General features: G+C 52.9%; 13 protein-coding genes and 1 riboswitch. Of the genes, 12 read left to right on the top strand and 1 reads right to left on the bottom strand.

Annotated elements, in window-relative coordinates; all coding sequences use genetic code 11:
• Positions 1-44: 44 nt before the first annotated feature.
• Positions 45-209, bottom strand: a riboswitch (Lysine riboswitch).
• A gap of 135 nt (positions 210-344) precedes the next feature.
• From E5336_RS08670 to E5336_RS08725, 12 genes are all read left to right on the top strand, one after another.
• Positions 345-1,448, top strand: a complete 1,104-nt coding sequence (locus E5336_RS08670; RefSeq protein WP_135980722.1) for a M20 metallopeptidase family protein — start codon at positions 345-347, stop codon at positions 1,446-1,448.
• 62 nt (positions 1,449-1,510) lie between these two features.
• Positions 1,511-2,437, top strand: coding sequence for a 3-hydroxyacyl-CoA dehydrogenase (locus E5336_RS08675; RefSeq protein ID WP_135980723.1), 927 nt, complete (start codon positions 1,511-1,513; stop codon positions 2,435-2,437).
• A gap of 68 nt (positions 2,438-2,505) precedes the next feature.
• A complete protein-coding gene (locus E5336_RS08680) occupies positions 2,506-2,670 on the top strand; it encodes a rubredoxin (RefSeq protein ID WP_135980724.1) in 165 nt (54 codons plus the stop codon).
• 124 nt (positions 2,671-2,794) lie between these two features.
• Positions 2,795-3,367: a TVP38/TMEM64 family protein gene (locus E5336_RS08685; protein ID WP_135980725.1), complete on the top strand. Its 573-nt coding sequence runs from the start codon at positions 2,795-2,797 to the stop codon at positions 3,365-3,367.
• 69 nt (positions 3,368-3,436) lie between these two features.
• Positions 3,437-4,996 (top strand): gamma-glutamyltransferase family protein, encoded by a 1,560-nt coding sequence (locus E5336_RS08690; protein ID WP_135980726.1) that lies wholly within the window; start codon positions 3,437-3,439, stop codon positions 4,994-4,996.
• A 54-nt stretch (positions 4,997-5,050) separates the two neighbouring features.
• A complete protein-coding gene (locus E5336_RS08695) occupies positions 5,051-5,818 on the top strand; it encodes an HAD-IIB family hydrolase (protein WP_135980727.1) in 768 nt (255 codons plus the stop codon).
• A 32-nt stretch (positions 5,819-5,850) separates the two neighbouring features.
• Positions 5,851-6,780 (top strand): diadenylate cyclase CdaA, encoded by a 930-nt coding sequence (gene cdaA / locus E5336_RS08700; protein ID WP_135980728.1) that lies wholly within the window; start codon positions 5,851-5,853, stop codon positions 6,778-6,780.
• Positions 6,770-7,549 (top strand): CdaR family protein, encoded by a 780-nt coding sequence (locus tag E5336_RS08705; RefSeq protein WP_135980729.1) that lies wholly within the window; start codon positions 6,770-6,772, stop codon positions 7,547-7,549. The genes cdaA and E5336_RS08705 overlap by 11 nt, the downstream gene beginning before the upstream one ends.
• A gap of 4 nt (positions 7,550-7,553) precedes the next feature.
• Positions 7,554-8,888 carry a phosphoglucosamine mutase gene (gene glmM, locus E5336_RS08710; RefSeq protein WP_135980730.1) on the top strand — a complete coding sequence of 445 codons (1,335 nt, stop codon included), beginning with the start codon at positions 7,554-7,556 and terminating at the stop codon, positions 8,886-8,888.
• Between the two features lie 14 nt (positions 8,889-8,902).
• A complete protein-coding gene (locus E5336_RS08715) occupies positions 8,903-9,562 on the top strand; it encodes a response regulator transcription factor (protein WP_135980731.1) in 660 nt (219 codons plus the stop codon).
• A 3-nt stretch (positions 9,563-9,565) separates the two neighbouring features.
• Positions 9,566-10,972 (top strand): HAMP domain-containing sensor histidine kinase, encoded by a 1,407-nt coding sequence (locus tag E5336_RS08720; RefSeq protein ID WP_135980732.1) that lies wholly within the window; start codon positions 9,566-9,568, stop codon positions 10,970-10,972.
• Positions 10,969-11,991, top strand: a complete 1,023-nt coding sequence (locus tag E5336_RS08725) for a Gfo/Idh/MocA family protein (protein WP_135980733.1) — start codon at positions 10,969-10,971, stop codon at positions 11,989-11,991. The genes E5336_RS08720 and E5336_RS08725 overlap by 4 nt, the downstream gene beginning before the upstream one ends.
• A 134-nt stretch (positions 11,992-12,125) precedes the next feature.
• Here the strand turns inward: E5336_RS08725 and E5336_RS08730 are convergent, their stop codons facing one another.
• Positions 12,126-12,374, bottom strand: a complete 249-nt coding sequence (locus E5336_RS08730) for a hypothetical protein (protein WP_135980734.1) — start codon at positions 12,372-12,374, stop codon at positions 12,126-12,128.
• Between the last annotated feature and the right edge of the window lie 187 nt (positions 12,375-12,561).

Here is a 12,561-nt window from a genome sequence, read left to right on the forward strand (position 1 = left end):
GCCAGCAGGCGCGAATCCTACTGGCATAAAGTAAATGACTATGACAATAAGATAGCACTCCTACCGGGGTAGACAGTCCAGCGGATGTTTTCCGCTGGCCCACCGCGCCGCCACGCCTGGCTTCGCAGTTCGGCAAAATCGCTCCCATCGCCTTTCAAACGCACGCCTGCTCAAGGGGATGGAGTCTTTTTTGCGCCTCTATCATTGGTATGATTTTAGCACACCGCCGTATGAAATCCAAGCGCATATTTTCAGAAAAGAATTGAAAATGTTTGGGTCCGGATAGAAACTGGCAAAAAGAATGTGATAGTATGGAACCGTGAAATTGCGAAAGGAAAAAACAAATGCTGGAAACTGTGAAAAAATATCGGCGGGATCTTCACCGGATCCCGGAACTGGAGCTGGATTTGCCGCTCACGTGCAAATACGTCACCAGGCAGCTGCGCGGCCTGCACTGCCAAATCGAGCATCCGATTGAATCAAGCGTGGTCGCTTTTTTCGACGCCAAAAAGGAAAAGACGATCGCGTTTCGCTCCGACATGGACGCGCTGCCGGTCGAGGAAAAGACGGATGTCGAATTCAAGAGCCGGTTCGAGGGCCGCATGCACGCGTGCGGACATGACGGCCACATGGCGATGCTGCTTGGCTTCGCTTGCCAACTGGATACTTTTTTCGAGGATCTGGACTACAATGTCCTGCTGATTTTTCAGCCGGGCGAGGAAAGTCCGGGCGGCGCGAATCTGCTTTGCGAAAGCGGCCTTTTGGAGCGGTACCGGGTCGCGTGCGTGTTCGGGACCCATTTGTGGCCGATGATCCCGGAAGGGCAAGTGGCGACGCGCGTCAACGAGCTCATGGCCAGATCCAGTGAGGTGAATGTCACGATCGAAGGAAAATCGAGCCATGTCGCCAAATACAAAGACGGGCTGGACGCCATGGAGGCCGGCGCGAGATATTTGCTGAAGTGCTATGAAATGGAAAAGATGTATCATCCCGACATTTACCGCCTGCTGCGCTTTGGAAAGATGGAGAGCGGAAACGTGCGCAACGTCGTGGCGTCCCGCGCGCGTCTGGAAGGCACGCTACGCGCGTTCCAGGACGATATTTACTGGGATTTGCGAAAAAACATGCACCATATCGCCGCGTATATCGAACGCAAATGCCAGGTCAAGATCGAGCTCGAGTTTTCCCTTGGCTACCCGGCCGTCATGAACGACCCGGATCTGGTCAAGCAGGTCATAGACATCGAGCGTTCGGTCCATTTGCTTCCCGAACCGGAAATGATTAGCGAGGATTTTGCCTACTATCAGCAGGAAGTGCCGGGCGTCTTCTTCTTTTTAGGAACGGGGACGGGCATTCCGCTGCACAACGCCTGCTTTGATTTCGACGAGAAAATCCTGCTGAAAGGCATCGACTTGTATACGAAAATCGTGAAAGAACTCCGGCTTTAAATTATGAAAGCGCTTCGATTTCGTCTATAATACAAATAGATGAAAAGAAGGAGAAAAAGAGAATGATTCAAAAAGTTGTGGTGGCTGGCGGAGGGGTTCTCGGCAGCCAGATCGCGTTTCAAAGCGCGTTCAAAGGAAAAGACGTGACGGTATGGCTTCGCAGCCCGGCCTCGATTGAGCGGGCGCGGCCCAAATTCGAACGGCTGCAGGCGGTTTATCTTTCCACGCTGGAGGCGCTGCGTCCGCTTTGCGGCAGCGAATCCGCGTATCCGCGCGGGCTGGTGGATGGCTTGCGCGATTTGCGGACGGAAGAGATCGACGCTTTGCAGGCGCGCGTTCAAAAGGCGGCCGAAAGCATTCGTTTCGAGCTGGATTTGGAGCGCGCCGTGCGGGACGCCGATTTGATCGTAGAATCCGTGGCGGAAGATCCGCGCTCCAAGCAGGCGTTTTACGAAAGCCTCCAGCTTTTTTTGAAGGAGGACGCGATCGTGGCGACGAATTCGTCGACGATGCTTCCCAGCGCGTTTGCCGAGGGCATGCGCGATCCGAGCCGGTATTTGGCTTTGCATTTTGCCAACTCGATTTGGCAAAACAACACCGCGGAAGTCATGGGGCACGCGAAAACGGATCCGGCGGTGTTCGCGCAAGTGTCGGACTTCGCCCGTTCGATTGGAATGATCCCGCTTGAACTCAAAAAGGAGCAGCCGGGCTATATTTTGAATTCGATGCTCGTGCCGTTTTTGATGGCGGCCCAGTCTTTGCTTGTGAACGACGTGGCGGACGCGGAAACGATCGACAAGACGTGGGTGCTTGGAACCGGCGCGCCGTACGGCCCGTTCCGGATTTTGGATGTGGTCGGTCTGGATACCGCCTACAACATTACCAAGGCCATTCCGGGAACGGAAAAGATCGCAGCGATGCTCAAGGAAAAAATCGACGAGGGCAAGACGGGTGTCCAGGCCGGGGAAGGCTTTTACAAATACGAATGATTGGGCATCCTGTTTTATGTAAGAAGGCAAGTGTGGCATACTAAAAACCATAAAGGAGATGTTCTACAATGGCAAAATATATTTGTGATGTTTGCGGATGGATCTATGACGAAGCAGCAGGATATCCGGAAGGTAATATCGCTCCAGGAACGACTTGGGCGGATGTGCCAGCGGACTTCGTTTGTCCGATCTGTTTAGTAGACAAGAGCCAGTTTTCGCTGGTCGAAGAATAAGAACGCGATGGAGAGAAAGCCTGATTCGGCTTTTTCTTTTTCTTTCAAAAACGTTAGAAATTGTTAAGATTCATGACAGGCAACCTTTATTTTTTTTAGCCTAAGATAAAACCAGGTGATACAGATGACAAAAAAAATCGCGGAAACTTCAACATGGATCGGAACGATCGGAATCGTGGTCCTGCTCGTGTATTTTTACACGCAAGGCTATTTTACAAATCCTGCGGCGCTGCAAAATCTTCTGGCCTCGACAGGCTGGCTGGCGCCGCTGATCTTTATCTTCATTCAAATCGTTCAAGTGGTGATTCCGATCATCCCCGGCGGCATCAGCTGCGCGATCGGCGTCATCGCGTTTGGACCGGCGCTTGGATTTTTATACAACTACGCCGGGCTCGTCATTGGCTCGATTATCGCGTTTTTGCTGGCGAGACGCTATGGCAAGTCGTTTATTCTCAAATTTGTCAGCGAGGCCCAATACAATAAATACGTGGCATGGCTGGACAAGGGGAAAAAATTCGACTGGTTTTTCGCGGCGGCGATCTTTCTGCCGTGCGCGCCTGACGACGTGCTTTGCATGATCGCGGGGCTGACGAATATGTCGCTGACAAAATTCACGACCATTATCGTTCTTGGAAAGCCGCTGGCGCTTCTTGTGTACAGCACGTCGCTGACGGCGCTTCTTTCCATGCTCGGCTAGGCCGGGCCTTTTTTTTCGCCAACGCGCAACCGTTTTCGCTATAATGGAAAAAAAGGAAAGGGATAGACTATGAACGAGGAAAACAACTATATCGAAAGCCGCTATCCGTCAAAGCGGTTGTGCGTGTTCGCGCGAAACGGAATGGCGATTACCGGCAACGCGCTGGCGTCGTCGGCCGGGATCCGGATCTTGCAGGAAGGAGGAAACGCCATCGACGCGGCCATCGCGATGGCTTCGACGCTTTGCGTGGTGGAGCCGACAGCCAACGGACTTGGCTCCGACAATTTCGCCCTGATTTGGCGCGAGGGACGGCTGCATGGCATGAATTCGTCGGGCAAGTCGCCCGGCCTGCTTTCCCAAGAGGCGATTCAAGACAAACACGGCCCCATCCAAACGATGCCGGTTTCAGGATGGACGCCTGTCACGGTGCCTGGAGCAGTGGCGGGCTGGGTAGCGATGAGCGAGCGGTTTGGCCGGCTTCCGTTCGCCCAGGTGCTGGCCCCGGCCATCGAATACGCGAAAGACGGGTATCCGATTGGCGCGCAAACCGCCCGGATGTGGAATTTGGCGCTTGCCAAAGCCAGGCGGGACTGGCGAAACGACGCCCAGTACGACGGCTATTTTGAAACGTTTGGCTATGAAGTCAAGGCGGGACAGTGGGTGAAGCTGCCCTCCATCGCTTCGGCGCTGGAGGCGATCGCCCAAACGCGAGGGGCGGCGTTTTACACGGGGACGCTGGCGAAGCGGCTTGAAGAGGAAAGCGTGCGGCATGGTGGTTTTTTGCGGGCCTCGGACTTGGCAGCCCATGAAACGTTGTGGGTGGATCCGCTCTCGGTGCGCTATCGCGGCTATGACGTATGGGAGCTGCCGCCCAACGGGCAGGGAATCACGGCGCTGATGGCGCTCAACACGCTGCGCTCCTTTTCGTGCGCGACGCGGGATGCCGACGCCATCCATTTGCACATCGAGGCCATCAAGCAGGCGTTTGTCCATTCCAAGGCGTACGTCAGCGACCCTTTGGCGATGAAGGTGCAAACAGACGACTTGCTTTCAGAGGCGTTTGGGGTGAGCGACCCGGCGCATTCGGGCACGGTGTATTTGTGTGCGGCCGATCGGGAAGGCAACATGGTGTCGATGATTCAATCCAACTACATGGGGTTTGGCAGCGGCATCGTCGTGGACGGGATTTCATTGCAAAACCGGGGCGCGGATTTTTCGCTGGAAAGCGGGCATGTCAACGTCGTTGCGCCGGGCAAGCGGACGTATCACACGATCATTCCGGGTTTTTTGTCCAAAGCGGGAAAGCCGGTCGCGGCGTTTGGCGTCATGGGCGGCTATATGCAGCCGCAGGGCCATGTGCAAGTGCTGACGAACCTGCTTGATTTCTCGATGCATCCCCAGGAGGCGCTCGATGCGCCGCGGTGGATGTGGAAGCAAGGCATGGAAGTGGCGGTGGAACCGGCGTTTGACGCAAAGGTCGTGGCGGCGCTTCGGGCCAAGGGGCACGAGATCGTGGTGGAGCCTGAGTGCGGCGTGTTTGGGCGCGGGCAGATTTTGTGGCGGCTGGAAAACGGGGTGTATTGCGGGGCGTGCGAATCGCGGACCGATAGCAACATTGGATGCTATTGAGTGAATTATGTGATAGAATGGAACAAATGGGACAAACCAAGAGAGGAAATCAACATGAAATTATTAGCAACCGATTATGATGGAACTTTGCATTATGGAGAAGGGATCATGCAGGACGACTTGGATGCGATCCGTCAATGGAAGGAAGACGGGAACCTTTTTGTGATCGTGACCGGGCGTTCGATGCAGTCGATCGACGAACAAATCAAAAAATTCGGATTGCCTTGCGATTATGTCATCAGCAACAATGGCGGCATGGTGTTCGACGCGGCCGGAAAGGAAATGATGGCCAACTATTTGGACTATGTGACCGCGGTGGATATCATTTACGCGATGAAGGAAATGGACAACGTGGCCAGCTATGTTGTCAACGACGGCTTTTATCGCCACAAAATCGTTGTCGATCCAGGGGTGACGGATCACCGGTATCCGCATTTGCAGCCGGATTTGTCGGAAGAGGAAGTGCTGGATATGGGGAAATACGCCCAGCTTGTCGTTTCGATGTCGAGCGCGGACGCGGCGTACGAGATGGCGGAGCAAATCAACCATTTCTTTGGCGCGACGGTGACGGCGTACGCCAACAACTGCGTCGTGGACGTCGTTCCCAAGGGCGTGTCCAAGAGCACCGGTCTGGATTTCGTGATCGAGTTTGCCAGGGTGGACGACCAGGACGTGTACGCGATTGGCGACTCGTACAACGACATCCCGATGCTGGAAAACGCGGCCAACAGCTACGCAATCGCGATGGCGCCGGAAGAAGTGCAAAACCAGGCGCTGGAAGTCGTGGACTCGATTCATAGCTTGCTGCATTCGATTGCTTAACCATTCATTCAAAACAGAATAGGGGGCGTGTGATGAAAGGATCATGGAATGACATTTCGATCATCATCAAATTGATTTTGGATATCCTCGTGGTGTGGGGATTGATTTATTCCGGGTTGCGGATCATTCGCAACAATTCAAGGACGATTCAGATTTTCAAGGGAATCATCGTGATCATTTTGATCAAGGTGATCGCGGTCGTACTTGGACTGCATACATTGAATTACTTGATCGACATCTTTTTGAACTGGGGCGTGGTCGCGGTGCTCATTTTGTTTCAGCCCGAGATCCGCTCCATGCTTGAGAAAGTGGGCAAGACGACGACGATCTTCAACATGAACGTATCGGAAGGGGAGTACGTGCACATGATCGACCAGCTCGTGGACGCTTGCGCGGCGATGTCGAAGCTGAAGACGGGCGCTCTGATCACGATTCAGCAGTCCCAGTCGCTGGAAGACTACATCGAGACGGGCATCAAAATGGATTCGGAAGTGTCGAGCGAGCTGATCAAGACGATTTTTCAGTACGGGACGCCGATGCACGACGGGGCGGTCATCATCCAGGGGGTGAAAATCGCTTGCGCGGCGGCGTACTTTCCGCCAACGACGAAAGATTTGCCAAGCAAGTACGGCGCCCGGCACCGGGCGGCGGTCGGCATTAGCGAGATCACGGATTCGATCACGATTATCGTCAGCGAGGAAACGGGCAATATTTCCGTGGCGATGCGCGGTCAGCTGACGCAATACAAGCCGGAAGGCTTGCAGCGCCTTTTGATGAACAAGCTCGTCGTCCCGGAAACGAAGACGACACTGTTCGATCCGGTGCTGAAAACGGCGCGCTCGTTTTCGCTGAACCGGACGCGCAAAAGCGAGCCGGCGATCAAAAACGAGGACGAGCGGGTGAAGGCCGTGGAAATCGTCGATTTGTATTCGCATACAGGAGGAAAACGTCATGGATCGTAACGGGGCGAAAAGCTTTTTCGACAAATGCAGCCATTTGGCGGTGGCGGGGTTTTCCAAGCTGTCGAAGCTGTTCGACAAGATCATTTACCACAAGCGCAGCTCGGTCATCGTTTCGCTGCTCGTTTCGACGGGCATTTGCGTGGCGGTCAATTTCGACGACATCCGGTATACGTTTTTCAACAACGACTTGACGACGCTCAACGTGCCGGGCGTCGGCGTCGAGATCAAGGCGGATACCGAAACCTATGAAATCACGGGCGTGCCTTCGACGGTCGATTTGACGCTAACGGGCGATCCGGCCGACATCCAGTCGTTTCGAAATCAAAGCAACGCGGCGGTGGTGACGGCGGACTTGCGCAATTTTGGCGAAGGCGACAACGTCGCGACGCTGCAAGTGTCCAACGTGCCCAAGCAAATCGACGTGCAAGTCAATCCGGCGACGGTCGAGGTGGATTTGGTGCGTAAGCTGACGAAGTCGTTTCCGGTGGACGCGGAGCTGCTGATCGGGGTCGGCCAGAAAAAAAGCGATTTCGACAGCGTGACGCCGGCCCAGTCGTCGGTGCTCGTCAAGGCGACGCAGGAGCAGCTGGATTCGATTCGCAAGGTGGAGGCCATTGTCGACACGACGGGCAAGACGACCGATTTTTCAATGAACGCGCCACTGGTGGCGTACGATTCGAATGGCGACAAGGTGAATGTCGAAATCAATCCGACGACGGTGGAAGTCGCTGTCAAGGTGAAAACAACCAATACCAACGAGAAGGAGTAGTAATATGGGAAAATATTTTGGGACCGACGGGGTCCGCGGCAAGGCGAATGAAGATTTGACGCTGGATATGGCGCTGCGGATCGGCCAGTATTTGGGCTGGTATTACGGAAAGGGAAAGCACGCGAAAATCCTGATTGGCAAGGATACCCGTCTTTCGGGCGATATGTTCGAACTGGCGCTGGCGGCGGGCGCGGCCAGCACGGGCGCGCAGGTGTATTTGCTGGGCGTATGTCCGACACCGGCTGTTTCGTATTTGGTCGGCAAGGAGCGCTTCGACTGCGGCATCATGGTTTCGGCGTCGCACAATCCGTACTACGACAACGGCATCAAGATCTTTGACCACCGCGGCCAGAAGATGGACGAGGACGTGCTGCTGCAAATCGAGGACTATATGGATCAAAAGAGCGATTTGGAGTTGGCGACTGGCGACGCGATCGGTGAGTATATCGACTGGCAGGACGGCTTGGAAATTTACATGTCGTGGCTGAAAAGCATCGTTCCGGTCGATTTGAGCGGCATGCGGATCGCGGTGGATTTGGCGAATGGCTCGGCGACGAGCACGGCGGTTGAAACGCTTAGCTCGCTGGGCGCGACGGTGGAGGCCATCAGCAATTCGCCAAACGGGATCAATATCAACTTGAAGTGCGGTTCGACGCATCCGGAAGCGCTTGTGCGGATGATGAAGGAAAACGATTACGATTTGGGTCTTGCCTTTGACGGGGACGCTGACCGGCTGATTGCGGTCAACTCGGATGGCGAGCTGATTAACGGCGACTACATTTTGTACATTTGCGGCAAGCACTTGAAGGAGAAAAACCATTTGAACCGGAACATGGTCGTGACGACGGTGATGGCCAACCTGGGGTTGTACAAGGCGCTGGACGCGGCGAAGATCGACTATACCCAAACCGACGTGGGCGACAAGTACGTTTTCGAGGAAATGCAGAAAAACGACTATTATTTGGGTGGCGAGCAAAGCGGCCACATCATTTTCTATGAGCATGCGGTGACGGGTGACGGGTTGCTGACGGCGCTCAAGCTGCTGGAAACGATGAAAGAGTCGGGAAAAACGATTCAGGAGCTGTCGGAGGGCTTGTTTATTTACCCGCAGCTGCTGGAAAACGTGAAAGTCAAGGACAAGAAAGTCGTGCTTGACGACGAAGAGTTGAAAAAGGTGATCGAATCCGTCAACGAGGACTTGAATGGGGACGGACGGATCCTGGTGCGGCCAAGCGGAACGGAGCCGCTGATCCGGGTCATGGTCGAAGCCAAAACCGACGCGTTGTGCAAAGAATATGTGGATCGCGTCGTCAACTATATTCAGGAACGAGGATTTTAACAGGAGAGAGAACTATGAAACGAGTAGTAAATATCGTGGAAGATGAAAGGGATATCAACAATTTGGTCGCGCAGTATTTGCGAAAAGACGGGTACGAGGTGCATTCATACTACACGTATGAAGAGGCGAGTGCGCACGTCGGCGACGACGATGTCCACCTTTGGATCCTGGACATCATGCTGGACGACAAGTCGGGGTTCGACCTTCTTGAGTCGATTCGCCTGCAAGCCCCGGATATTCCGGTCATTTTCATGTCGGCAAGGGACAAGGAGTTTGATCGCATCATCGGGTTGGAGAAGGGCTGCGACGACTACATTACGAAGCCGTTTTCGCCAAAGGAAGTCGTTTTGCGGGTGAACAACATTATGAAGCGCACCTATAAGGACAACAGCACCCGGATTTCGGTGGATGGATACGAGCTGGACGAGGTGCAGCGCAAGATTTACACGGACAACGTGGAGATCGAGCTGACGACCAAAGAGTTCGACTTGCTGATGATGTTCATCAAAAACAAGGGAATCGCCTTTTCACGGGACAAGATTTTGGAAAACGTGTGGGACGAGAACTACTTTGGCTCGGACCGGGTCGTGGACGACACGTTGCGTCGTTTGCGTAAAAAGCTGCCAAACCTCAACATCCATACGATTTACGGGTATGGATACCGGTTGGGATAGGCTATGCCAAATTCGATTGGAAAATACTTTAAGAAGCTGTCGCTGACGCAGCAGGTGCTGATGATCATATTGCTGATGCTCATTTTTCTGGCGTTGTTCTTCACGTTTTTTATGAATAAAAACATCGAGGTGACGATTTCCAATCAAATGTACAGCGTCATGGATTCCAGACAGAAGCCAATTATCAGCGCGCTGGAGGCGAACGAGCCGGTGGATTTTGAAAACCAGCTTTTTCAATATTTGTCGACGGATTCCATTCAGACCAACTGCTTGATCGAAGGCGATCAAATCAAGTTTTTAACGATTCCGGCGCATGAGTTTAAAACGATGGAATTTTACGATTTTTTGATCACGCATGCCCGGGCGCTTGTCGCCTCCACGAGCCAGAACGAAAGTTATGGCACTATTCGCGTGGATGACGGCACGTATTATTATTTGATGGAAAAATGCGTTTCCAACGGAGAGAAAGTCGTGGTGGCCAGCTTTATGGACGACACGTACGCTAGCGAGTTTCGCTCTTCGTTGATTGACTCGACGGTGTATGTGACGGTGGTGGCGTTTTCGCTTATTTTGATGATTCTCATGCTTTGGGCGTTTTCGATCATCTATCCGCTCAACCAGATCCGGCTGTATATTTCGCAAATCAAGCAGGGCAAGGATGTCGAGCTGAATATCAACCGGGAAGACGAGATTGGCGACGTGGCGCACGAGCTGATTTCGATGAAGGAAGAGCTGACGAAGCAGGAAAAATCCAAAGAGGAAATGATTCACAACATTTCGCATGATTTAAAGACGCCGATCGCGACGATCAAGTCGTATTCGGAATCCATCAAGGACGGCATTTATCCGTACGGGGATTTGGAAAGCAGCGTGGATGTGATTTTGGATAACGCGCAGCGGCTTGAGGACAAGGTGCACAATTTGCTGTATTTGAACCGCGTAGAATATTTGATTACGTCGGATTGCGAAGGGGTCGTGACGAATATGAAGGAAGTGGTGGAGCAAGTAGTGCTCAATTCCGCAGTCATTGATCCGGATATCCGTCTGGAAACCGATGTGGAGGAAGTGTTCTTCGATGGATTGATCGAGGCGTGGCGGGTCGCGATTGAAAACATTATGGAGAACGCGTTCCGGTACGCGAAATCGTACATCAAGATCGTGGTGCGTGAAAACGATTTGCGCATTTACAACGACGGACCGAAAATGCCGGAAGACAGGATCGACACGTTGTTCAAGCCATACGAGAAAGGCGAGGGCGGCCGGTTCGGGCTGGGGCTTTCCATCGTGTCCAAAGTGACGAAGGCCAACAACTACCAGGTGAAGGGCTACAATACGGAGGATGGCGTATGTTTCCGTATTTACCGGGACAAACCGCATAAGCGGACGATAAAGAGAGGGAGAAAAGGATGATCAATATCGCGACGATTGGATCGGGTGTGATCGTGGATCGGATGATTGACGCGATCGCGCAAGTCAATGGCGTCAATTTGTATGCCGTGTATTCTCGAACCGAAGAAAAGGCGAACGCGTTTGCCGCCAAGCACAAGGCGGACAAGGCGTATTGGGATTTGGATGAAATGCTGCAAGATCCGGCGGTGGACGTGGTGTATGTGGCGAGTCCGAACTCGCTTCATTTTTCGCAGGCGAAGCGCGCGCTGGCGGCTGGAAAGCACGTGTTGCTTGAAAAGCCGTTTTGCGCGACGAAAGAGCAGGCGGAAGAGCTGTTCGCGCTTGCCGAGCAACATGGCGTGTTTCTCATGGAGGCGATTACGAATGTGCATACGCCCAACTTCAAGGCGGTGCAGGCGCACTTGCCGGCGATTGGCAACGTGAAGCTGGTGCAGTGCAATTTCTCGCAGTACTCCTCGCGCTATGACAAATACAAAAACAGGCAGGTGACGAACGCGTTCGACTTGAAGTTCGAGGGTGGTGCGCTCATGGATATCAACGTGTACAATTTGCATTTTATGGTTGGATTATTTGGCTGTCCGGATTCGCTGCATTATTTTATGAATATTGGCTACAATGGAATCGACACGAGCGGCGTTCTCGTGTTGGAGTATCCGGAATTTGTGGCGGTGTGCACGGGCGCCAAAGACAGCTCCTCCCCGTATAGCGTGTACATTCAAGGCGATGAAGGCACCATTCGGGTCGATCGGGCCAGCAGCGGGGTATGCGAGCATGTCGATTTGCTGCTTCCAAAAGGCGATTCGATTGGAAAGACAGAGCGCGGTGAAACGACAAAAGAAATCGGCATCGACCAGGGATTCCATATGTTTTATGAGTTGAGCGATTTTGAGGCGATGATTCGCAGGCGCGATACTCAAAGCTATGAAGCGAACAAAGCGCAGACTTTGAAGGTCATGGAATTGCTGGATGAAGCCAAGCGGCAGCGAAATCTTCGATTCGACACAAAAGAAGAGTTGTAAAAGCCAACGACTTCTTGGTGAAAACCTGAAAAATATGCATTTTCAACGATGGAAGGAGATCAACTTCTTCCATTTTTCTTATGTTGTTTTCAAAAGAAAAGAGAAGGCGTCGGCAATGGACGTCTTCTTTGCAATCAATTAAGAAAGGGAAGCACCTTTTGGCAAATGCTGGCGGAATAGCCAAGCTGGGTGCAGGCGTTTTGGGCGCTGCATCCAAGCTCGATCATTGTTTTCTGGGCGAGAATGACAAGAGTGAACAGCATTTCGCCGCTTTCCTGCGTTAAATCTTTCTTCTCCTGGCTCCAGGATTTCTTTTCCGCCAGAAACTGTTTTTCCGCTTCTCTTCTTCCACGTTTTTCAATATGGGCGATTACACTGGACATCGTAACAACTCCTTTTTGTATTGTTCAAAAGACGGATTCACGTTTTATTCCAAGCGGGCTTTTTTCCAGATATTAGCTGATAAGAAAGGGAAGCACCTTTTGGCAAATGCTGTCGGAATAGCCAAGCTGGGCGCAGGCGTTTTGGGCGCTGCATCCAAGCTCGATCATTGTTTTCTGGGCGAGAATG

It is taken from the genome of Dubosiella muris, assembly GCF_004793885.1.
Taxonomy (GTDB): Bacteria; Bacillota_I; Bacilli_A; order Erysipelotrichales; family Erysipelotrichaceae; genus Dubosiella; species Dubosiella muris.